Annotated in this window: 20 protein-coding genes; 11 read left to right on the plus strand and 9 right to left on the minus strand. The window is 64.6% G+C overall.

The genetic code is table 11. The features are described 5' to 3' along the window. Positions 1-215: 215 nt before the first annotated feature. On the plus strand, positions 216-707 hold the full coding sequence (locus tag HTZ84_RS01080; RefSeq protein ID WP_174678987.1) for an MOSC domain-containing protein: 492 nt from the start codon (positions 216-218) through the stop codon (positions 705-707). Between the two features lie 111 nt (positions 708-818). Here HTZ84_RS01080 and HTZ84_RS01085 read toward each other — a convergent pair whose 3' ends face one another. Continuing rightward, positions 819-2,003 carry a trans-sulfuration enzyme family protein gene (locus HTZ84_RS01085; RefSeq protein ID WP_174678988.1) on the minus strand — a complete coding sequence of 395 codons (1,185 nt, stop codon included), beginning with the start codon at positions 2,001-2,003 and terminating at the stop codon, positions 819-821. Between the two features lie 208 nt (positions 2,004-2,211). Here HTZ84_RS01085 and HTZ84_RS01090 point away from each other — a divergent pair, with 208 nt between their 5' ends. Next, positions 2,212-2,532, plus strand: coding sequence for an antibiotic biosynthesis monooxygenase family protein (locus tag HTZ84_RS01090; protein ID WP_174678989.1), 321 nt, complete (start codon positions 2,212-2,214; stop codon positions 2,530-2,532). Positions 2,533-2,749: 217 nt separating this feature from the next. On the opposite strand, the gene HTZ84_RS01095 is transcribed toward HTZ84_RS01090, so the two are convergent. Beyond that, complete coding sequence (locus HTZ84_RS01095; protein WP_174678990.1) at positions 2,750-3,751, minus strand: TIGR04024 family LLM class F420-dependent oxidoreductase; 1,002 nt, start codon at positions 3,749-3,751, stop codon at positions 2,750-2,752. A 199-nt stretch (positions 3,752-3,950) separates the two neighbouring features. On the opposite strand from HTZ84_RS01095, the gene HTZ84_RS01100 reads away from it, so the two are divergent. Continuing rightward, complete coding sequence (locus HTZ84_RS01100; protein ID WP_174678991.1) at positions 3,951-5,357, plus strand: NCS2 family permease; 1,407 nt, start codon at positions 3,951-3,953, stop codon at positions 5,355-5,357. Positions 5,358-5,408: 51 nt separating this feature from the next. Here the strand turns inward: HTZ84_RS01100 and HTZ84_RS01105 are convergent, their stop codons facing one another. Next, positions 5,409-6,185 (minus strand): SDR family NAD(P)-dependent oxidoreductase, encoded by a 777-nt coding sequence (locus HTZ84_RS01105; RefSeq protein WP_174678992.1) that lies wholly within the window; start codon positions 6,183-6,185, stop codon positions 5,409-5,411. Positions 6,186-6,370: 185 nt separating this feature from the next. Between HTZ84_RS01105 and HTZ84_RS01110 the strand changes: the two genes are divergently transcribed. The 6 genes from HTZ84_RS01110 (at position 6,371) to HTZ84_RS01135 (ending at position 13,083) form a co-directional block, all read left to right on the plus strand. Beyond that, complete coding sequence (locus HTZ84_RS01110; RefSeq protein WP_174678993.1) at positions 6,371-7,627, plus strand: lactate 2-monooxygenase; 1,257 nt, start codon at positions 6,371-6,373, stop codon at positions 7,625-7,627. Beyond that, entirely contained in the window at positions 7,624-8,340 is a 717-nt protein-coding gene (locus tag HTZ84_RS01115) for an HAD family hydrolase (RefSeq protein WP_174678994.1), read from the plus strand. Before HTZ84_RS01110 ends, HTZ84_RS01115 begins: the two co-directional genes overlap by 4 nt. 230 nt (positions 8,341-8,570) lie before the next feature. Further along, positions 8,571-9,632 carry a phosphotransferase family protein gene (locus HTZ84_RS01120; protein WP_174678995.1) on the plus strand — a complete coding sequence of 354 codons (1,062 nt, stop codon included), beginning with the start codon at positions 8,571-8,573 and terminating at the stop codon, positions 9,630-9,632. 495 nt (positions 9,633-10,127) lie between these two features. Continuing rightward, a complete protein-coding gene (locus tag HTZ84_RS01125) occupies positions 10,128-10,439 on the plus strand; it encodes a DUF5789 family protein (RefSeq protein ID WP_174678996.1) in 312 nt (103 codons plus the stop codon). Between the two features lie 204 nt (positions 10,440-10,643). Further along, on the plus strand, positions 10,644-12,596 hold the full coding sequence (locus tag HTZ84_RS01130) for a 3-hydroxyacyl-CoA dehydrogenase/enoyl-CoA hydratase family protein (RefSeq protein WP_174678997.1): 1,953 nt from the start codon (positions 10,644-10,646) through the stop codon (positions 12,594-12,596). Positions 12,597-12,600: 4 nt separating this feature from the next. After that, positions 12,601-13,083 (plus strand): PaaI family thioesterase, encoded by a 483-nt coding sequence (locus HTZ84_RS01135; RefSeq protein WP_254611686.1) that lies wholly within the window; start codon positions 12,601-12,603, stop codon positions 13,081-13,083. A gap of 80 nt (positions 13,084-13,163) precedes the next feature. Here the strand turns inward: HTZ84_RS01135 and HTZ84_RS01140 are convergent, their stop codons facing one another. The 3 genes from HTZ84_RS01140 to HTZ84_RS01150 all read right to left on the minus strand — a co-directional run bounded on the left by HTZ84_RS01140 (position 13,164) and on the right by HTZ84_RS01150 (position 15,933). Further along, positions 13,164-13,688, minus strand: coding sequence for an Lrp/AsnC family transcriptional regulator (locus tag HTZ84_RS01140; protein ID WP_174678998.1), 525 nt, complete (start codon positions 13,686-13,688; stop codon positions 13,164-13,166). 39 nt (positions 13,689-13,727) lie between these two features. Then, on the minus strand, positions 13,728-14,579 hold the full coding sequence (locus tag HTZ84_RS01145; protein WP_174678999.1) for an alpha/beta fold hydrolase: 852 nt from the start codon (positions 14,577-14,579) through the stop codon (positions 13,728-13,730). A gap of 895 nt (positions 14,580-15,474) precedes the next feature. Next, the gene (locus HTZ84_RS01150; RefSeq protein ID WP_174679000.1) at positions 15,475-15,933 is read right to left on the minus strand and encodes a MaoC family dehydratase; all 459 of its coding nucleotides are present in this window, start codon (positions 15,931-15,933) and stop codon (positions 15,475-15,477) included. 407 nt (positions 15,934-16,340) lie between these two features. Here HTZ84_RS01150 and HTZ84_RS01155 point away from each other — a divergent pair, with 407 nt between their 5' ends. Further along, the gene (locus HTZ84_RS01155) at positions 16,341-17,591 is read left to right on the plus strand and encodes an RNA-guided endonuclease InsQ/TnpB family protein (RefSeq protein WP_174679001.1); all 1,251 of its coding nucleotides are present in this window, start codon (positions 16,341-16,343) and stop codon (positions 17,589-17,591) included. Positions 17,592-17,697: 106 nt separating this feature from the next. On the opposite strand, the gene paaK is transcribed toward HTZ84_RS01155, so the two are convergent. Together paaK and HTZ84_RS01165 are read right to left on the minus strand one after the other, a co-directional pair. Further along, a complete protein-coding gene (paaK, locus tag HTZ84_RS01160) occupies positions 17,698-18,984 on the minus strand; it encodes a phenylacetate--CoA ligase PaaK (RefSeq protein WP_174679002.1) in 1,287 nt (428 codons plus the stop codon). A gap of 188 nt (positions 18,985-19,172) precedes the next feature. After that, the gene (locus HTZ84_RS01165) at positions 19,173-19,619 is read right to left on the minus strand and encodes a GNAT family N-acetyltransferase (protein ID WP_254611687.1); all 447 of its coding nucleotides are present in this window, start codon (positions 19,617-19,619) and stop codon (positions 19,173-19,175) included. Here HTZ84_RS01165 and HTZ84_RS01170 point away from each other — a divergent pair. After that, positions 19,599-20,180, plus strand: a complete 582-nt coding sequence (locus tag HTZ84_RS01170) for an ABC transporter ATP-binding protein (protein ID WP_309138817.1) — start codon at positions 19,599-19,601, stop codon at positions 20,178-20,180. The two genes, HTZ84_RS01165 and HTZ84_RS01170, sit on opposite strands and share 21 nt — an antisense overlap. 77 nt (positions 20,181-20,257) lie before the next feature. Here HTZ84_RS01170 and HTZ84_RS01175 read toward each other — a convergent pair whose 3' ends face one another. After that, complete coding sequence (locus tag HTZ84_RS01175; RefSeq protein ID WP_174679003.1) at positions 20,258-20,650, minus strand: PaaI family thioesterase; 393 nt, start codon at positions 20,648-20,650, stop codon at positions 20,258-20,260. Positions 20,651-20,696: the final 46 nt, after the last annotated feature.

The raw sequence follows: 20,696 nt of genomic DNA on the forward strand, positions 1-20,696 counted from the left end.
ATCCGCGGTTTGTAGCTGTCGACCGCGGCCGATGATCGCTAGTCGCGCAGTTTCGACATGCGAAATCGGTTGTGAAACTCGCGTTCAGTCTCGGTGAGAGCGTTACCAGCAGAGCCGTCGATCTATCTGCTGGCTGCTAAGAATCGCACGCTGAAGTCCTTGTCAACGATACCTCCACCCGAGTGTTTATCCCGTGCTAAACGCGCATAGCACACATGACCGGGAGCGGCACTGTCGAACGGGTTTTTATCGCACCTGAAGCCGAAGCGGAGATGGAAGAACAGACCGACGCTGAAGCAGTCGCCGGACAGGGACTCCGCGGTGACCGCTACTTTAGCGAGATTGAGACGGGAACCTTCGTCGAGTGGGAGCCAGATGAGGAACGTCACGATGGGTACGACCTCACGTTGATCGAGCAAGAGGCTGTCACAGCAATCGAACGTGAAGCGGGAATCGAACTCGCCCCGGGCGAACACCGACGGAACATCGAAACCCGCGATGTCGCACTCAATCATCTCGTTGGACAACGGTTCCGAGTCGGTGACGCCATCTGTCGAGGGGATCGACTGTGTGAACCGTGTAATCATCTGCAACGCATCACTCAGGACGGCGTATTGCAGGCACTCACTCATCGAGGTGGGCTCCGAGCGGACATCCTCGAAGACGGGATGATTCGCCCCGGAGACGTCATCGAACCGCTCGAATAATCCGCACTCTCTCGTTTAGAAACAGTTCGCATTCCCGTTGCGGCTACCCCATCTGGTGGACGATCCACCCGCTTGCGGATCGGGACGGTCGGGTGGAAGGGGAACGTACACCTACGGTAGCGCCGTCCGGAGATCCTCGCAGAGGTCATCGGCGTCTTCGAGGCCAACGGATACTCGGACCAGCGTCTCGGGAATCTCCGCCGACTCCTCACTACGACTGAACTCGTCTGGGATCATTAGTGACGGTACCTCGACAAGGCTCTCGACCCCGCCGAGACTCGCTCCCGGGGTGAATACCTCAAGCCCCTCGATGAACGCCTCGAGTTCGATGAGTGTCCCGTCGAACTCGAATGACAGCATCCCGCTGTACCCCGACATCTGCTCGCTCGCGAGCTCGTGTTGCGGGTGGCTCTCGAGACCCGGATAGTGGACACGAGCGACCCGATCGTGGCTTTCGAGGAACCGGGCAACTGCCATCGCGTTCCGCTCGTGATGTTCCATCCGCGCGGGCAGCGTCTTGATGCCTCGCGCAACGAGGTAGCAGTCGAACGGCGAAAGCATATTCCCGAGCCCGACCCGCTGCGCGAACGCTAATTGCTCGAAAACCCCACTGTCGTCGGTGATAACGGCACCGCCGATCGAGTCGGAGTGCCCGTTGAGATACTTGGTAGTGCTGTGAACGACGACGTCAGCACCCAGTTCGAGTGGGGTTTGATAGTACGGACTCGCAAAGGTACTGTCTACGCTGAACAGCGCATCGCGGTCATCGGCGATGTCGGCTATCGTTCGGATATCGCACAACCTAATCAAGGGGTTCGACGGCGTCTCTGCCCAGATCAAGTCAGTGTCCGCGTCGACTGCATCGGCGACGTTGCCGGGGTCGCGGGCGTCAACGAAGTCGACGTCAACGCCGAGATGTCCGGCCATGTGTTCAGTGAGGAGCTTTTCGGTTCCGCTATAGATGGTGTCCGAGGAGACGACGTGGCCTCCCGGGGGGACCAGCGACAGCATCGTCGTCGATGTGGCGGCCATTCCGGAGGCGAACGCTAACCCGTGCTCGCCGCCTTCGAGGCGGGCTAACCGCTCTTCGAGGACTGCCCGCGTCGGATTGCTCTCGCGCGAATAGTCGTGTTCATTACCGTCCTCCCCGCTGGCCCACTCGAACGTAGTCGAAAGGTGAATCGGCGGGACGACGTCGTTAGTACCATCCCTGTGAGGATGCGGTTCGGTTTCAGCTGCGCCGACTGCGGTGGTCGCGAATCGATTCCTGTCGGACTGGTTATCGTGTCGTGTCATCAGATACTCACCACGGGACCCGCTCGGACCCGATTTAGCGGGACGTTCATAGGAATGTTTTCAGTTGCGAAAGATAGGCGTGAAGTTCCCGGCGAGGGTGGCCAGGAACCCAAACCCGCTTCGACGTGGGGCAGCGAGTCGTTGGTTGCTAACCGTCGTCTGCTCCGAGGGGAAGCGTTTTGTTCGCGTGGACGAGTGAATCGTCCTGATGTATTTGGTGACGTTCCGCCTCGCTCCGGGTGAGTACGACGCGGAGTTCCACGAGTTGAACGACGCGATACAAGCAGCAGCCGAGGACACGGAGGGATATCTGGGCAAGCGGACGTGGCATGCACCGGAGAGTGAGGAGGTTCTCGTCGTCTACTACTGGGAGTCGTTGGACGCACTCGAGTCGTTTGGAGCGGATGCGGACCACGAACGCGCGAAACAGCGGTGGACGGAGTGGTACGATGCGTATGAGGTCACCGTTACGGAAGTCGTCGAGACATACGGGAGCGGGTTCGGTGACGATGCGAGCCCACTCGTGTAGGGAATCACCGATTGGTTCGATCACTGAAGTCCGCGAGCGAATACCGAGTTCCTCCCCGTATCGGCAATTCAATAGCCTCGATCGAACTCTCCTGTTTCTGCAAGAGACGCGCGATGTATTCAGCACGATCCAGCGAACAGTATCAGTACCTACCAGAGATACCGACGTTCAGTTCGCAGACATACTTACTGAACCCGCCACCGACTTGTGAATCGACTCAGGCGTCGGGCGCCACCGCGTCCATCGTCCGCCGGATCTCCTCCTCGTCGGCGCCCCGCGGGAAGCTGACCGCGACGGCGTCGATCCCGTCGACCGCCTCGTAGCGCTCGAGTCGCTCCCGTGCGGTCTCCGGATCGCCGACGGCACAGAGATCGTCGAGGACGTGCTCGTCGACCAGTTCGAGGGCGCGCTCGCGGTCGCCGTCCTGCCAGGCGTCGTGGACGTCGCCGGCCGCGTCGTAGCCCTGGCGCTCGAGGGCGTCCCGGTAGAAGGTGCCCATCCCGCCGACGTAGAAGGCGACGTGCTGGCGGGCGAGTTCGCGCGCTCGCTCGGCGTCCTCGAGGGCACAACAGGTGACGCCGGCGGTGACCTGCACCTCGTCGGGGTCCCGGTCGCCGAGCTCGGCACCGCGCTCGATGTCTTCGACGCGGTCTGCCATCCCCTCGGGGGTGAGCATGATCCCGTGCCAGCCGTCGGCGAACCGGCCCGCGAGTTCGACGGCCTTCGGTCCCATCCCGGTGACCTCGATCGGCGGCCGCGTCTCCGGCGGCTCGCAGCGCAGCCGGAAGCCCGAGAGCTGGAAGTCGTCGCCGTCGTAGTCGACCGTCTCGCCGGAGAGCACCTGTCGAACGATCTCGACCGTCTCGCGGGTGCGCCGGAGCGGATTGCCGTACTCCATCCCGTGCCAGTTCTCGATGACGACGGGGCCGCTGGGGCCGAGTCCGAGTCGGAATCGGCCGTCCGAGACCTCCTGCAGCGTCGCCGCCGTCTGGCCGAGCAGCGCCGGCGACCGGGAGTACGTGTTGAGGATGCTCGAGCCGATATCGATCTCCGCGGTGCGTTCGGCCATCGCCGTCAGGACGGTGACGCCGTCCCGACCCCACGTCTCGGGGAGCCACGCGCAGTCGTAGCCGCCCTCCTCCGCGCGTCGCGTGTAGTCGACGATCGAGTCGACGGTCGGCTGGGCCGCGACCGGCAGGTGAACGTCTCTGGTAGTCATCGTCATTCACAGACGGAACGCGACCTTTTGGGTGTATGGAAACCGGAGCCGACGGGCCGAGCGTTGTGACCGGAAGGCGACGGGCGAGACGCGGCGTTGCGTCGCCGCTCTGGCCGGCTGCTAGACGAGAACGCACCCCTCGGACGGTTCGATTCAGAGGGACTAAATGGCCGTCTCGGCTTCCCCGTAGGGGTAGCAAATGAAGATACGCGAATCGCTCGTCGCTCTTTTCGATCTCGACGATAGCGCTACGGATCTCCGAACGGAACTCCTCGCCGGGCTGACGACGTTCCTCACGATGTCGTACATCGTCGTCGTCAATCCGGCGATCCTCGCCGCGAGGGGCGAGAAGCCCGGTATCGACGTCGCGGGAGCCACGTACACCGAGACGGTGCAGATGCTGGCCGTCGTGACGATCCTCTCCGCGGCGGCGGCGACGCTCGTCATGGCCGTCTACGCGGACCGACCGTTCGCGCTCGCGCCCGGAATGGGCCTCAACGCCTTCTTCGCGTACACCGTCATCGGCGCGATGGGCGTCCCGTGGGAGACCGCGCTCGCGGCGATCGTCATCGAGGGAATCCTCTTTATGGGGCTCACGCTCGCGGGGGCTCGAGAGTACGTCATCCGGCTCTTTCCGGAGCCGGTCAAGTTCGCCGTCGGCGCGGCGCTGGGGCTGTTCCTCGCGTTCATCGGCTTACAGGAGATGAAGGTCGTCGTCGCCGACCAGACGACGCTGGTGCAACTCGGCTCGATCGGCGCCGATCCGGTCGCGCTCCTCTCGGTCTTCGGGCTCTTCCTCTCCTTCGGGCTGTACACCCGCGGCGTTCGCGGGTCGATCATCGTCGGCGTCCTCCTCACCGCCGTCGCCGGCTGGATCGCCGCGTCGGCCGGCGTGCAGAGCCCGCATCCCGGGACGCCGCTCGCTCCGTCGATCCCCTCGCCCCAGTACGACATCTCGCCGCTCGCCGGCGCGTTCGTCGACGGCCTTCGAAACGTCGAGGCGCTCTCCGTCTCGCTGGTGGTCCTCACGTTCTTCTTCGTCGACTTCCTCGAGACGGCGGGGACGCTCACGGGCGTGGCGCAGGTCGGCGGGCTGCTCGACGAGGACGGGAACCTTCCCGAGATGGAGAAGCCGCTCATGGCCGACGCGGTCGGGACCACCGTCGGCGGCGTGCTCGGGACCTCGACGGTCACGGCCTACGTCGAGTCCGCGGCCGGGATCGAGGAGGGCGGCCGGACGGGGCTGACCGCGCTCGTCGTCGCCGCGCTCTTCCTCGCGTCGCTCGCGATCGTCCCGCTGGCCGCGGCGATCCCGCTGTACGCGTCCCACATCGCGCTCGTCGTCGTCGCGGTCCTGATGCTCGGCAACGTCGCCGACGTGGACTGGCACGATCCGACCCACGCCGTTCCGGCGGGCGTGACGATCATCGCGATGCCGCTGACCCTCTCCATCGCGTACGGTATCGCGGCGGGGATCATCGCCTACCCCATCATGAAACTCGCGGCGGGCGAACGCCGCGAGGTCTCGGTCGGTCAGTGGCTGCTCGCGCTCGCGTTCGTCGGGTACTTCGCCCTCCGGACGAGCGGGGCGCTCACCGCGGTTTGAGGCGTGTGCTCACCGGTGGCGAAGAACGACGAAATCGGAAAGCGGGACGGCTCAGACCTCGTGCTCTTCGCTGATCTGCGGGACGCCCTGGGCCGTGATCGTCTCGCCGACGATATACGACGAGGCCGGGCTGGCGAGGAACTGCGCGAGGTCGGCGATCTCCTCGACGGTGCCGATGCGGCGGGCGACCGCCGACCGGTCGATGTTGTCGGCGGAGACGCCCATCTGGCTCTCGACGCCCGGCGTGGCGACGAAGCCGGGGGCGATGCAGTTGACGCGGACGCCGTCGTCGGCCCACTCGTAGGACAGCGTCGTCGTCAGGTTGATGACCGCGGCCTTGGCGGCGCCGTAGGGGCTCATCAGCGGCGAGCCCCGCTGGCCGGCGACGCTGGCCAGGTTGATCACCGAGCCGCCGCCGTCCTTTAAGTGCTCCGCGGCGGCGTGGGTGCAGTGGTAGGTGCCGTTGACGTTGATGTCGATGATCGTCTCCCAGCCGTTCGGCGAGACGTCGTCGAAGTTGGCCATGAACGACGCGCCGGCGTTGTTGACCAGTACGTCCAGCCCGCCGAACTCCTCGACGGTCGCCTCGACCAGCGCCTCGACCGCGTCGCGGTCGGTCACGTCGCACTTGACGGCCAGCGCCTCACTGGGGCGTTCGCTCTCGTTGATCTCCTCGGCGACGGGGTCGACGTTCTCCTGTTCGCGCGAACAGACGACGACGTCGACGCCGTCCGCGGCGAACCGCTCCGCGATTCCCCGTCCGATGCCGCTCGAGGAGCCGGTGATAATGGCGACGTCGCCGTCGACGCTGAACTGTTTGGTACTCATCTGCGACCACCCGTAACTCGCTGTTTCGCTTCCATTGTTAGCTTCGACCGAGTATACGCACAGTTTGGTAATAAAAGTGAGTATAGATACCGCACCGTTAAGTAAGTGGCAACCGGTGACACGGATGTACGGACAGCGGCGGGTCGGCGCGGAATACTCCGGCGACGGCCCGCGAACTCCCAGCTATGACGGACGACACTCCACGGAACGATTCGGCGGACGATGCGCCAACGGACGAGCCCCTCGACGACGCGCCGCGGTACGGCCCGGACCGACAGCAGGAGGTCTACAGCCAAGGGATGCTCGAGGACAAACCGCCAGAGTTCCCGGTCTCCTACGAGGACCTCGTCGAACGCGCCCGCGAGGAGCTCAGCGAGGAGGCGTTCGCCTACGTCGTCGGCGGCGCCGGCTCCGAGTCAACGGTCCGGGCGAACGATCGGGCTTTCGAGAAGTGGCAGATCGTCCCCCGCATGCTGCGAGACGTCTCGGACCGGGACCTCTCGGTCGACCTCTTCGGCACCGAGTACCCCGCGCCCGTCCTGCTGGCGCCGATCGGAGTCCAGGAAATCCTCCACGAGGAGGCCGAACTCGCCGTCGCCCGCGCGGCCCGCGAGTTCGAGCTTCCGATGGTCCTGAGCTCCGTCTCCTCGCACACCTTCGAGGCCGTCGCGGACGAACTGGGCGACAGCCCGGGCTGGTTCCAACTCTACTGGAGCGCCGACCGGGACGTCGCCGCGAGCTTCGTAGAGCGCGCCGAAGACGCGGGCTACGAGGCCGTCGTCGTCACCCTCGACACGCCGAAGATGGGCTGGCGCGAGCGCGACATCGAACTCGGCTACCTGCCGTTCCTCGAGACCCGGGGCCTGCAGAACTACTTCGCGGATCCCGCGTTTCGGGACCGGCTCGAGGCCGATCCCGAGGACGACCCCGTCTCGGCGATCCGCTCGTGGAAGGAGTGTTTCGGCGACGCCTCCCTGACGTGGGCGGATCTCGACTGGCTCGACGACCAGACCGACCTGCCGATCGTTCTCAAGGGCGTGCTCCACCCCGACGACGCCCGCGAGGCGATCGACCGCGGTGTGGACGGCCTGATCGTCTCGAACCACGGCGGCCGGCAGGTCGACGGCGCGATTCCGGCCCTCGATGCGCTACCTAACGTGGTCGACGCGGTCGACGACGCCACGGAAGCCGACGAGGAGTTCCCGGTCCTCTTCGACAGCGGAATCCGGCGCGGCAGCGACGTCTTCCGCGCGGTCGCGCTCGACGCCGACGCGGTCCTGCTGGGCCGACCCTACGCGCTGGGGTTGGGCATCGGCGGCGAAGACGGCGTGCGCGCGGTTCTCGAGAACCTGCTGGCCGACGTCGACCTGACGGTGGGCCTCTCGGGCTGTGCGAGTATCGACGAGGTCGACCGCTCGAACCTCCGGAGGGCGGAGCGATGAGCGACGACGAGCGCACGATCGACGGCGAACCCGCCGACTGGGAGGCCGTCTTCTGGGACATCGGCGGCGTCATCCTCGAGCTCGAGTCCGTGCAGGGCGCCCACGCGGCGTTCGTCGAGGGGCTGGTCGACGAGCACGGCCTCGAGTTGAGCGTCGAGGAGGCCGTCGACGTCTGGCGGACGGCCGTCGGCGACCACTTCCGCGAGCGCGACGGCACCGAGTTCCGGTCGGCTCGCGAGGGGTACGCGAGGGGCGTCGAGGCCCTCGTCGGCGAGGAGCTGCCGCGAGAGAAGTGGGAACCCGACTTCGAGGCGCACTTCGAGTCGTCGATCGAACCGATTCCGGGCGCTCCGGAGACCATCGCGGCACTCGCCGACCGCGAAATCCACGTCGGCGTCATCAGCGACGTCGACGACGAGGCGGGCAAGGAGATGCTCGAGCAGTTCGGCGTCCGCGAGCATTTCGATTCGATCACGACCTCGGAGGCGGTCGGCCGGACGAAGCCCGATCCCGAAATCTTCGAGACGGCCCTCGCGAAGGCCGGCGTCACCCCCGAGCGATCGCTGATGATCGGCGACCGGTACGACCACGACGTGAAGGGCGCCGACGAGATGGGAATGCACGGCGTCGCCTTCGGCGCCGAGGACGGCCCGGCCGTCTCCTATCGGATCGAATCGCCGGAAGAGGTGCTCGAGATCGTCGACGGAACGTAAACGCAGGTAGGCTCGGCATCGGCCGTACACTCGGAAACCGCGACGGCGATCGAATCGCTCCCGACCGTCGTAGCCACGCGGGTTGATAACTCGTATCGTATGAACATTGTAAGAAAGAGTTTCCAGCGAAACTATTTTCGTAAAGGAGAGTCGCGTTAGTACTGTCCACAAATGTCGAGCGCGCATCGCGATCCGACGGAATTCGCCGTATCGGCTCCCCTCAGTACGCCATGAGCGACGAGTACTACGAGCGGCTGGTCGACGAGGACGCGCTGGTCGCCTACCTCGGGGAGCACCTCGGCGAGGTCGACGACTACGAGATCGAGCGCCACCAGGAGGGCCACTCCAACGAGACGCTGTTCGTCACCTGGGGCGGCGAGGACCTGGTCATCCGGCGGCCGCCGCCGGGCGAGACCGCCGACACCGCCCACGACGTCCTCCGGGAGCACCGAGTGACGGCGGCCCTGGCCGATACCGACGTTCCCGTCCCCGAGACGAAGGTGGCCTGCGACGACCACGACGTGATCGGCAGCGACTTCTACGTGATGGAGCGCCTCGAGGGCGACGTCCTCCGGGAGGACGAACCGGAGCGGTTCGCCGACCCCGACTACCGCCGGCGGATCGGCGAAGAACTCGTCGACACGCTGGCGAAGATCCACCGACTGGACTACGAGGAGATCGGCCTCGGCGAGTTCGGCCGTCCCGCGGGGTACACCCAGCGGCAGGTCGACCGCTGGGGCAAACAGCTCTCGTGGGCGTTCGAGGTCACCGAGGACGAGCGCGAGGTGCCCGACCTCTACGAGGTCGGCGACTGGCTCGAGGCGAACGTTCCCGAGGACCACCCGCACTCGCTGGTTCACGGCGACTACAAGCTCGACAACGTCATGTTTGCACCCGGTACGCCGCCGGAGCTCAACGCCGTCTTCGACTGGGAGATGGCGACGCTGGGCGATCCGCGGGCCGACCTTGGCTGGATGCTCTCCTACTGGCGCGATCCGAAGGATCCCGGGCCCGAGATCCCGGAACTGGTCACGCGGTTCATGGAGCGCGAGGGCTACCCCACCCGCGTCGAACTCGTCGACCGCTGGGAGGAGCTGACCGGCCTCGAGTTCGAACACGAGCGGTTCTACCGGACGCTGGCGGTCTACAAGCTGGCCGGCCTCGGCGAGATGTTCTTCCGCCGCCACCTCGAGGGTAACGCGGACAACCCGCTGTACCCGAAGATGGAAGACCGCGTGCCGGCGCTGGCCGCGCGTGCAAAGCGGATCCTCGAGGGCGCCGAACCGCTGTAGTCGCGCCTCTGACGGCAGTTTCGCGTTTCGGTGGGTGCGCCTCTCGTACGCGATCAGTCCGGCGTTCGTCTGGAGGAGGTGTGAATAGGGAACGGAATTGGGAAACTAGCCCCGTTTGTCGCGGAGGGTCTGCGTTGAGTCAGCCGATCAGTAGAATTGCGAACGGACGGCGCTTCGATCAAAAGAAACGGTGCGTTGACTGAGAGAGTGGGTGAATCGAAGTGCCCTGCTGTCGTGGCAATAGTGAGTCGCCACACCCTCCCCAGCCGATTCGCTCGTTCACAAGCTCACTCGCTCATCCCTCACACGAAGTTGTCGACCGCCCTCGCTATCACTCGGTCGGTCGACAGCGCGCGCCACAGCACGTCGGATGGTCGGGCCGAAGTGAGATGATGACTGACGAGACTGCGCAGAAATGCGCTTCCGCGACCGCTCGGCCGCGTGTGTGCGACGGACGGCCACAGCGTTATCCCGCTCGCTGTCCTAATCTGGAGGATGGCAGACGACAAGAAGGGCCGAAACAAGCAAGCCGACGACGAGGAGCGACGCCAGCGGGAGCGAGAACTTCAGGAAGCGCGCGAGCGCAACGACGAACCCGAACCGATCGACCCCGCGCTCGACGACGAACTCGAGAACCGCGAGTATCCGACGACGGCCGACGAACTCGTCGGCGCCCACGGCGACCGGGAGGTCGACACGCGGGACGGATCGAAACCCCTCGAGGACGTGCTCGCCCCGATCGAGGACGAATCGTACGATTCCGCCGACGCCGTCCGGGCTCGGATTCGGGAACTGACCGATCGTTGAGCGGAAGATCGGTCGTGGGGCGGAGTAACCGCCGCGAGAGAACCGGCGGTCAGTCGCAGCCCGTAGGGATAAACTCGAGTCAACGTTACCGAAGTTCACCGAAAACAGGAATCGGCGAACGCGCTGTGCAACCGAAGACAACTTACTTAACATTGCTAAGCAAGTGTCGGTGGTATTAAGACGATTCCGAGCGACACCACGACCATGTCACTCGACAGCATCGACCGCGTCGCCGTGCTGGGCGCGGGGAACATGGGACACGGGATCACCGAAGTGACCGCGATGGCCGGCTACGACGTCACGATGCGGGACATCGAAGACGAGTTCGTCGAGGACGGCTACGAGTCCATCGAGTGGAGCCTGCAGAAACTCGAGGAGAAGGAGCTGATCGACGAGTCGGCCGAGACGGTCCTCGAGCGGATCGACACGACGACGGATCTCGAGGCGGCCGTCGCCGACGCCGACCTCGTGATCGAGGCCGCCCCCGAGGAGCTGGACCTGAAACACGACATCTTCAGCGACTTAGAGGAGTACACCGGCGAGGACACCCTGCTGGCGACGAACACCTCGAGTCTGCCGATCACGGACATCGCGGAGGCCGTCGACACGCCCGAGCGCGTGCTCGGCCTGCACTTCTTCAACCCGCCGGTGAAGATGGATCTCGTGGAGGTCATCTACGGGCGGGACACCAGCGACGAGGCGGCCGAAGCGGGCTATGAGTGGGTCGAGTCGATCGGCAAGACGCCGATCTACGTCCGCAAGGACGTCCGCGGCTTCGTCGTCAACACCATCGTCGGCCCCTTCGGCGGCGAGCCCGCGTTCATGGTCTCGAACGGCGAGACCACGATCCGAGAGGCCGACGCCACGATGGTCCACGAGCGGGGCTACCCGATGGGGCCGTTCGAACTCGCCGACCTGACCGGCATCGACGTCGGCTACCACGTTCGCAAGGAGGGCGGCAGCCCGATTCCGCCGATCACCGAGAAGAAGGTCGAGGCCGGAGACCTCGGCCGGAAGACCGGCAAGGGCTTCTACGACTACGAGGACGGCGACGGCGCCGACTACGAGCCCGAGGACGCGGGCGACTTCGACTGGCTCCGCGTCGAGGCCCGGATGATCAACCGCGCCGCCTTCCTCGTCGGCGAGGACGTCGCCACGCCCGAGGAGGTCGACACGGGTGTCCAGCTCGGGCTCGGCTTCCCCGAGGGCATCTGCCGGCGCGCCGACAAGCTCGGCCTCGATACGGTCCTCGAGAAACTCGAGACCCGCTACGAGGAGACGGGTGCCGACCGCTTCGAGCCCCACCCGTACCTCGAGGAACTCGTCGCGGAGGGGAAGACCGGCGAGGACGCCGGCGCGGGCTTCTACGACTACGGCGACGACGAACTCGGTCCCTACCACGACCTGAACTACGAGCTCGAGGACGGCGTCCTGCGGGTCGAACTGGACCGTCCCTCGCGGATGAACGCCCTCTCGGGAGACCTGCTCGCGGAGATCGACGACCTGTTCTCGTCGATCGACGCCGACGAGATTCGGTGTGCGACCATCGAGGGCGCGGGCGACCGCGCGTTCAGTGCCGGCGCCGACATCTCCGAATTCAGCGACGCCGAGCCGACGGACCTGATGGACGTCACTCCCGCGTTCGAGACGGTCAACGAGTTCCCCCGTCCCGTCCTCGCGAAGATCGACGGCTTCTGTCTCGGCGCCGGTCTCGAACTCGCACTCGCCTGCGATCTGCGCGTCGCGACCGAGCGCTCCGCGTTCGGCGCCCCCGAAATCACCCTCGGGCTGATCCCCGGCGGCGGCGGCACCCAACGGCTCCTCCGCGTGCTCGGCGAGACCCGCGCGAAGGAACTCGTCTTCCGCGGCAACCACATCGACGCCGACCGCGCCGAGGAGTGGGGGCTCATCAACCGCTCCGTCGAGCGCGACGAGTTCGACGACACCGTCGCGGCGTTCGTCGACGACCTCCGCAACGGGCCGCCGCTCGGCCTCGAGGTCGCCAAGAAGGTCATGAACGAAGGCCAGGACGCGAGCATGGAAGCCGCCCTCACGATGGAGAGCCAGGGCTTCGGCCTGCTGTCCAGCACCGACGACGTGCTCGAGGGCACGACGGCCTTCGCTGAGGACCGCGACCCCGAATTCGAGGGCGAGTAACGAGATGCAGGACCCCGAGGACCTGACGGACGCGGACGACGCCACCGGCTGGCCCGAGTGGCAGTCGTTCGTCGACAGCCACGGCTACCTCTCGTGGCTCGACGTCCGCGTCGAATCTCTCGAGGAGGGTCATGCAGTCCTCGCCGTCGACCACGACGAGGAGTTCGAGAACCCGGTCGGTTCGGACGGCTACGACCCGATCCACGGCGGCATCGTCGCCACGCTGATCGACACCGCCAGCGCGTTCGCGCTTCGCTCGACGTTCGACGACCCGAGCGAGGCCGGACTGACGACGACCGACCTCAACGTCTCCTACCTCCGGCCGGCGACGGGCGACCTCCGGGCCGAGGCGGAGGTCGTTCGCGCGGGCAGGACGTCCGGCGTCACGCAGGTGTCGGTCGTCGGCGCCGACGGCGAGGCGGCCGTCGGCCGGACGACCTACCGGCTGTTTCGGAGCGGCGGCGCCGAGGGCGCGGGCGGTCGCTGATCCGCGGCGGTCGTCGGTCGCGAGGGACCGTCCCCTGCTGATCGGGTGGCGTTAAGGAAAGACGGGATCGAAACCCCGTTCTACTCGGTCTGATCGCTGCGCAAGTCCTCGTAGATCTGCGGATCGGTCCGGAACTTGAGCACGTTGTGGACCGAGGAGTTCCGGATGTTCGCGATGACGTCGCCGTGTTCCTTGTAGCAGTTGTGGATCCACTTCGAGATCTGCTCTGAGCTCCGGAACATCATGACGGTCTTCCACTGGTACTCTCCGTCGGAGAGGAAGTAAAACAGCGTGTGCTTGCTGCCCTGAATGTACTCCATCGCGTCGCGCCAGCCGTCCTCGAAGTGCTCGGTGTTGAACTTGAACTCGAACAGCGCGAAGGTGTAGTACTCCTCGTTGGGGATGATCGCCTCTCTGAACACGCCCTCGTCGCGCATCCGTCGGATCGACTCGCTGACGGTGACGTGCGAGACGTCGATGTCGTACTCGGCCTTGAGCACGCTCGTCAGTTCCCGCGAGGAGAGCTGCGGATCCTTCGAGAGCTCACAGAGGATAGCGATGTCGCGATCCTTGAAATCCCAGTTCGGTTGCTCGTCGTCAGTCATATAGTCGGTCCGTTTTCTCCGCTACCGTTATTTGTCCATTCATTTCAGGAAGTCGATCAAGCGATCGCCGTAGTCGTCGGCTCGGTCCTCGGGGACCCAGTGATAGGCGTCCGACAGCGGCGCGAGCGCGGCGTCGTCGATATCTTCGGCCAACCGCTCGGCGTAGTCGTAAGGTTGCATGACGTCGTCTTCGCCCCACAGCAACAGCGTCTCGGCCTCGATTGCACCGTAGTCGATCTCGGTCGTGTGATTCGTGTTCGTCGCGACGGCGTCGCGAACCAGCGACACGCGGCCCTCGTCGGTCAGCCACGGCGCCTTCATTCCCGCGACGAACTCGGGATCGGCCTCGCCGTAGGCGCCGTCGACGAACGCCGACTCGAGGCGGGCCTCGAGCTCCTCGCGTTCGAGGTCGGCCGTCGACGGCAGTCCGAGTTCCGAGACGAACTCGACGGGCCAGGAGTCGTAACAGACGGCGTTCGAGAGCACGAGCTGCTCGACGGCGTCCGGGTTGTGCGCGGCAAAGCGCAGAGCGACCCCGCCGCCGATGTCGTGGGCGACGAGGACGACTCGGTCGATACCGAGGTCTTCGAGCAGTCCCTCGAGCATCACTTCCTGGGCGCGGATCGAGCGGTCGAAGCCGTCGTGCATCGCGGAATTGCCGTAGCCGACCATGTCCGGCGCGATGGTCCGGCGCTCCTCGGCGACCGCCGGAACGATATCCCGCCAGAGGAACGACCAGGTCGGGATGCCGTGGAGGAAGACGACCGGCGACTCGTCGCCCGCACCGCCCGCGCTCGGGCCGTCCTCGTGGTAGGCGACCTCGAGGTCGTGGCCGTCGACGGTGACGGTGGTCGTCGCCTGTTCGTCGCTCCAGATCTCGTGGTCGACCATCTAGCCACCTCCGCCCGCGGTTGCGAGCGTCGACGCGGGCTGGCCGTCCGAAATCGTTCGTCCCTCCGATCGTGCCATACACCCGATTTGGTTTCCATTGTAAAGTTATTTTGGGGGCCCAGCTTCGGACCGCCGACCGGCGAACGTATGGGAACTACTATCTATCGTGGCCACGAGAATGATATCATAAGTAGTAGGTTAGAGGAACAATCGTAATTGTGTCATATCTGTCGTCGAGTAATAGTCGAATTGAACTCGACGGAACGATATTCGATAGCAGCTCTCCACTCGTAAGAGCGAGGATCGATAGCTTGGGCACTCAGGCGCACTACGCGGCAGATGAGACAAAATGGACGGGGATAGAGAGACGGATCGCCGTCTGCAATACGGTTACGGTCTCGAAGGCGTGATCACTACGATATCGGCATCTATGCCGCGTATACCGCCGGTACACGAGCGCGCGGTCGAAGTCCCTCATCGCGATCGCTGCTCGGTGTGTACGGCGAAGTACGGGCGGTTCTCTCGAGTTCACTCCGAACTAAATACCAGATAGGATATCGTATTCTATATATGATACGACTACTGCCGAATGACTGCGCTCGCGTCGGAGTCGGGACGGTGGTCGCGTGCGGTTTCGGAGACGCGATCGGACGCCGGTAACGGCGGAACGTCGGCGACGAATCACTGGAAAGCGAGCGTCGGGCGGTTCGGGACCAGCCCTCGCGCGCTGTGGCCGGATAGCTATCGCTCTCGCATCGCCCGGTCGCCGCCGAGTATCGGACCCAGGCGACGTCGACTGTGAGCGGGCAGTTCCGATGGCCGGATCGATACCGATGTGACTCCGGCGAACGGGTCCGTACCGACGATCTCCGTCGGCGACGCCGCGTTCTGCGCGCTATCCCTTCCGTTTGATGAGGAACTTCATGTCGCCCTGAAACACGACGGTGCCGTCCTGGTTCGTCATCTCGGTGTCGAGGACGACGATCCCGGCGTCGTCGTGTTCGACGTCCTTCTTCTCGCTGACCTCCATCTCGAGCGAGAGCGTGTCTCCGATGTAGACCGGGTTCGGGAGATCCATATAGTTCATCCCGAGGAAGGCGTACGCCGTGCGCTCGACGATCCCGGTTCGGTAGATAAAGCCCGTCGCCTGGACGAACGTCATCGGCCCGTGGGCGATTCGGCCGTCGAAGGGTCCGTCCTCCGCGTACTCCTTGTTCGTGTGCAGTTCGGTCCAGTCGCCGGCTAGCGCCGAGTGCATGACGAAATCGCTTTCCGTGACGGTCCGGCCGACGCTCTCGAACTCCTGGCCGGGTTCGAAGTCCTCGAAGTGATGCGGCTCGTAGCTGTATGCCATACGTGACCATCCCCCTCGTGACACAAATAATTTACCTCAGTGACGGGAATCGGAGACGAGACCGAGAATCGATTCGAGTCCGCGGTCGTGCCGCTCGAATCGATGACCCCGCTGCCGGGGAGCCTGTACGCCGCAGAGATGCCTGTACGCCGCGGAGACGTCACTACGGTCGGTCGCCGCTGTCGGCGTCGGTTCCGACGCGGGCCGGTCGACTTCCACCTGTGTTCGATCGACGACTGCGACTCGACGCGAGTCTCGCAGCGGCTATCTTTAAACAGCGGGAGAATCCCGCCGTTTACGGCGGGCGTGAATCGCGTCACTCGACTACGAAATCCACCGCTCGCTGGCAGGCCGGATATTCAACGCTAATCCGAATCATTAAGTTGGTTTGTCTACATAGGCTATGTATGGCGATTCAGGTCACGCGCACCTACGTTGGTTCCATTCAGAACCAGCAACAGGTCTGCGATGGCCTTGACTCGCTGGGAGACTCTGCCTCGAAAATCTGGAACGTCGCACGCTGGACAGCCGACCGCATTTGGGACGCGACCGGCGAAATCCCAGACGAGGATGTGCTGAAATCGTACATGAAGAACCAGTCGTGCTGGAAAGACCTGAACGCACAATCCAGTCAGAAAGTCATTGAAGAACTTTCTGACGCCTTCCAGTCGTGGTTTGACCTGCGACACAAGTTTGACGAGGCGAATCCGCCCGGCTACCGCAAACACGGCGACACTCGACCACATAGCACGGTCACGTTCAAAGCAGATGGGTTCAAACACGACCCTGAGAACAACCGCGTCAGACTCAGCAAGGGTTCAAACCTCAAGGAGTATTGGTCGGACTTCCTGCTCTGCGAGTACCAGACTCGGCCGGACGTTGACCTCTCGGAAGTCAACAGTGTGCAGAACGTCCGCGCCGTCTGGAACGGCGACGAGTGGGAACTGCACTTCGTCTGCAAAGTCGAACTCGAAACCAACGACTCCGCAGGTGACCGAGTGGCAGGAATCGACCTCGGCATCAAGAACATCGCCACGGTCGCATTCCCCGATGAATACGTCCTGTATCCCGGCAACTCGCTCAAACAGGACAAACACTACTTCAAGCGTGCTGAGTACGACACCGAGGGCGAGAACGGGCCGTCCGAGAAGTCGATGTGGGCACGTAGAAAACTCGCTGACCGAGAGACACACTTCTACCACGTTCTCTCAGACGCCATCATCACCGAGTGTGTCGAACGCGGTGTTGGAACGCTCGCGGTGAGTTGGCCCGAGAAGGTGCGAGAGTCCGACTGGGGCAAGACTGGCAACAAGAAGTTGCACTCGTGGGCATTCGACCGCATCTACCAGTATCTCGAATACAAGGGCGAGATACGTGGTGTCAAGGTATTGAAGGAGAACGAGTGGGACACCTCGAAGACGTGTTCGGCGTGTGGTGACTACACGAAGTCGAATCGGAAGCACCGTGGCCTGTACGTCTGTTCGTCGTGCGAGTTGGTAGCTAACGCGGATTGCAACGGGGCGGAGAATATGCGGCAGAAGATAACTCCGAGTCCTCATGGCGAGGATAGGAGTAACGGCTGTGTGGCACAGCCATCGACATACCTGTTCGACCGCGAGAGCGGGACGTTTCGCACGAGAGAACAGGTCGTGTCGTAGACCGGCAAATATCCCAACCTGCGGTACGGGAAGCCCCAGCGTCGTCGGGCTCGGCCCGACTGCTTGAGGGAGCTTCGCTCCCTCTCCGTTTACGCCGGGGAGGATGTCACCGGTGGTCGTAGACGCGTTTCACTTTGCCGACCTTCGTGCGCTCGATGCTGCCCGGTTCGACGACGTTCAGTTCGTCCGGCGTAAACGAGAGGACGTTCGATAGCCGGGTGAGGATTCGGTCTCGAAGCTCCGCGACGTCGCCGTCGAATCCGTCTTCCAGTTCGATCGTGAGTTCGAGGGTGTCGAGGGTGTCCTCGCGATCGAGGTCGATACGGTAGTAGGGCGCGACCGCCTCGAACTCGAGGACGACGGCTTCGATCTCGCTGGGATAGAGGTTGACGCCGCGGACGATGATGAGATCGTCGGCGCGGCCGGTGACGTTGTCCATCCGGACCATCGTGCGGCCGCAGTCGCACTCGTCGGTCGTGAGCGTGGTGAGGTCGCCGGTGCGGTAGCGGAGCACGGGCAGGGCCTCTTTCGTCAGCGTCGTCAACACGAGTTCCCCCTCCTCGCCCTCCGGAAGGGGTTCTCCCGTGTCCGGGTCGACCACTTCGGGGTAGAAGTGATCCTCCCAGACGTGCAATCCCTCCTGGGCTTCGTGACACTCGTTGGAGACGCCGGGACCGATGATCTCGGACAGTCCGTAGATGTCGATCCCCGTGACGTCGAGGCGCTCCTCGATCTCCTCGCGCATCGGATCCGTACAGGGTTCCGCCCCGAAGATCACCGTCGACACCGCCAGTTCGCTGACGTCGACGCCCATCTCCTCGGCCGTCTCCGCGAGGTACAGCGAGTACGACGGGGTGCAGGTGAGGACGTCGCTCTCTAAGTCTTCCAACAGCTCCACCTGCCGCTGGGTCTGCCCGCCGCCGATCGGGATGGCCGTCGCGCCGAGTTCTTCGATCCCGTAGTGGAGGCCGAGCCCTCCCGTGAACAGGCCGTAGCCGTAGCCGTTCTGGACCGTCTCCCCCGGTTCGACGCCGGAGGCGGCGAGACACCGGGCGACGACTTCGCTCCACACGTCCAGATCGTCCTCGGTATAGGAGACGATCTTGGGTTTCCCCGTCGTGCCCGAGGAGGCGTGGATGCGGCGGATGTCGGCGTCGTCGACGGCGAAGAGGCCGTCGGGATACTCGTCGCGGAAGTCCTCCTTCGTCGTGTACGGGAGCGTCTGGATATCGTCGACCGTCCGTACGTCCTCCGGCGCGACGTCCGCGGCGTCGAGTTCCCGGCGGTAGTAGTCGACGTTCTCGTAGGCGTGGCGAACCGTTTCGCGGAGCCGTTCGTTTTGCAGCGCCCGGATCTCCGACCGAGGCGCCGTCTCTATCTGCTTATAACTCATCCTCACTCAACAATCCGGAGTCCCCCGATAAAAATCATGTGGTGGGTACACATGCCACTGAGAGACGACGGAATTGACAGGACGGGGTCGACCGAGACCCACCTCGGGCGGCGAACGGTTCAGTCGCTCGAGTCCCGTCGCGACGCCCGTCGGCCCCATCGCACTCGCCGCCAAACCGAACCGCGCCGCTACGGACGCACCGGACGCTCCGCGGGCGGCAACCGGACCGTTTCGACGACGGGGTCGTCGAACGACAGTCGCATTCGGCGCTCGTTCCCGTTCCGATCGACCGTCTCGAACCCCATCCGGCGGTAGACGTGGACGGCGCGTTCGTTCGCCGCATCGACGTCGAGTACGAGCGCCTCGCGGCCGGCGTCGGCGGCGCGGGCGACGACGTGTCGACAGAGTTCGCTCCCGATGCCGCGGTCGTGATCGCTCGGATCGACGAACACGACGAACTGCGGCTCCCGGCTCGAGCGCGGCGCGTACGCCGCGTGACCGACGATTCGTCCCTCCGACGCGGCGACGACGTTGGCTCCGCGCTCGATCAGTTCCTCGAGCCAGCCTTCGATCCGATCGCGGGTCGCCGGCGGGAGTCCCATCGACCGGTGGCGATCGGGGTAGTCGACGTACATCGAGACGAGGTCGTCGAATCGAGACGCCGAATACGAGGCGAGGATATTTCGACGCTCGACGCGACGGAGACGGTCACGCGCGGGCTCGCGCTCGTCCCCGAGGAGCGCCGGATCTTCCCCGAACTGACCGTTCGGGAGAACCTGCAGATCGCCGACCACGGCGGCGCGTCGGACGTCGATTCGCTGTCGATCGAGGAAGCCCTCGAGATGTTCGAGAACCTGAACGCGCGGACGGAGAACGCCGGATCGTCCCTCTCCGGCGGCGAACAGCAGATGTTGGCGATCGCCCGCGCGCTCGTCGGCGGCGCCGACCTCATCCTGCTCGACGAGCCGACCGAGGGGCTCGCGCCGTACATCGTTCGGGACGTGATGGACATCGTTCGCGAATGCAACGACCGGGGCATCACCGTCTTGCTCGTCGAGCAGAACGTCCACGTCTGCCTCGAGCTCGCGGACCGGAACTACGTCATCAACCAGGGCGAGATCGTCTACGAGGGGACCGCCGAGGATCTCGAGGCGAACGACGAGATCCTCGATCGGTATCTGGGCGTCACCGCGTAATCGACGCTCGGACGCGCTTTCTGCGGAGCGATACGTTCACAGCGATTTCGTCTCGTCGGCCTCGAGTCGACGGCCGGTCACGGTTTGTAGACGCGCCCTCGAAACGTCGCGACCCGATCGTCGGCGTCGTCGGTGACGACGACCTCGTACTCGGCCGTCCGACCGCCGTCGTGGGTCTCCGCTGCAGTCGCGGTGAGAACGGTACCGACCTCGACGGCCTCGAGGTACGAGACGTTCGTCTCCAGTGCGACCGCGGTCTCCCCGTAGGAGTTCGACGCCGCGGCGAAGGCCGCGTCGGCCAGCGAGTAGATCGCCCCGCCGTGGGGCGTGCCGTGGAAGTTCGTCAGCTCCTCGCTCACGTCGAGGCGGGTGCTCGCGGCCCCCGGCTCGAGGTCGACGAGTTCGATTCCGAGGGTCTCGCAGTAAGCGTCGCTCTCGATGCGCCGGCGAACCGTTTCGATGTCTGCCATACGGTATCACACCGATACGGAGGTAAAAGTATCTAGCGGCGGACTC

It is taken from the genome of Haloterrigena gelatinilytica (assembly GCF_013342145.1).
Taxonomy (GTDB): domain Archaea; phylum Halobacteriota; class Halobacteria; order Halobacteriales; family Natrialbaceae; genus Haloterrigena; species Haloterrigena gelatinilytica.

Excerpts from the sequence above, each read along its gene's own strand:
- HTZ84_RS01115 (WP_174678994.1), top strand. The coding sequence starts at position 7,624 with ATGAGCGACGACGAGCGCACGATCGACGGCGAACCCGCCGACTGGGAG.
- HTZ84_RS01140 (WP_174678998.1), bottom strand. The coding sequence starts at position 13,688 with ATGACTGACGACGAGCAACCGAACTGGGATTTCAAGGATCGCGACATC.
- HTZ84_RS01175 (WP_174679003.1), bottom strand. The coding sequence starts at position 20,650 with ATGGCAGACATCGAAACGGTTCGCCGGCGCATCGAGAGCGACGCTTAC.
- HTZ84_RS01105 (WP_174678992.1), bottom strand. The coding sequence starts at position 6,185 with ATGAGTACCAAACAGTTCAGCGTCGACGGCGACGTCGCCATTATCACC.
- HTZ84_RS01165 (WP_254611687.1), bottom strand. The coding sequence starts at position 19,619 with ATGTACGTCGACTACCCCGATCGCCACCGGTCGATGGGACTCCCGCCG.
- HTZ84_RS01110 (WP_174678993.1), top strand. The coding sequence starts at position 6,371 with ATGACGGACGACACTCCACGGAACGATTCGGCGGACGATGCGCCAACG.
- HTZ84_RS01100 (WP_174678991.1), top strand. The coding sequence starts at position 3,951 with ATGAAGATACGCGAATCGCTCGTCGCTCTTTTCGATCTCGACGATAGC.
- HTZ84_RS01090 (WP_174678989.1), top strand. The coding sequence starts at position 2,212 with ATGTATTTGGTGACGTTCCGCCTCGCTCCGGGTGAGTACGACGCGGAG.
- HTZ84_RS01125 (WP_174678996.1), top strand. The coding sequence starts at position 10,128 with ATGGCAGACGACAAGAAGGGCCGAAACAAGCAAGCCGACGACGAGGAG.
- HTZ84_RS01150 (WP_174679000.1), bottom strand. The coding sequence starts at position 15,933 with ATGGCATACAGCTACGAGCCGCATCACTTCGAGGACTTCGAACCCGGC.
- HTZ84_RS01085 (WP_174678988.1), bottom strand. The coding sequence starts at position 2,003 with ATGACACGACACGATAACCAGTCCGACAGGAATCGATTCGCGACCACC.
- HTZ84_RS01135 (WP_254611686.1), top strand. The coding sequence starts at position 12,601 with ATGCAGGACCCCGAGGACCTGACGGACGCGGACGACGCCACCGGCTGG.
- HTZ84_RS01095 (WP_174678990.1), bottom strand. The coding sequence starts at position 3,751 with ATGACTACCAGAGACGTTCACCTGCCGGTCGCGGCCCAGCCGACCGTC.
- HTZ84_RS01120 (WP_174678995.1), top strand. The coding sequence starts at position 8,571 with ATGAGCGACGAGTACTACGAGCGGCTGGTCGACGAGGACGCGCTGGTC.
- HTZ84_RS01080 (WP_174678987.1), top strand. The coding sequence starts at position 216 with ATGACCGGGAGCGGCACTGTCGAACGGGTTTTTATCGCACCTGAAGCC.
- paaK (WP_174679002.1), bottom strand. The coding sequence starts at position 18,984 with ATGAGTTATAAGCAGATAGAGACGGCGCCTCGGTCGGAGATCCGGGCG.
- HTZ84_RS01155 (WP_174679001.1), top strand. The coding sequence starts at position 16,341 with ATGGCGATTCAGGTCACGCGCACCTACGTTGGTTCCATTCAGAACCAG.
- HTZ84_RS01145 (WP_174678999.1), bottom strand. The coding sequence starts at position 14,579 with ATGGTCGACCACGAGATCTGGAGCGACGAACAGGCGACGACCACCGTC.
- HTZ84_RS01130 (WP_174678997.1), top strand. The coding sequence starts at position 10,644 with ATGTCACTCGACAGCATCGACCGCGTCGCCGTGCTGGGCGCGGGGAAC.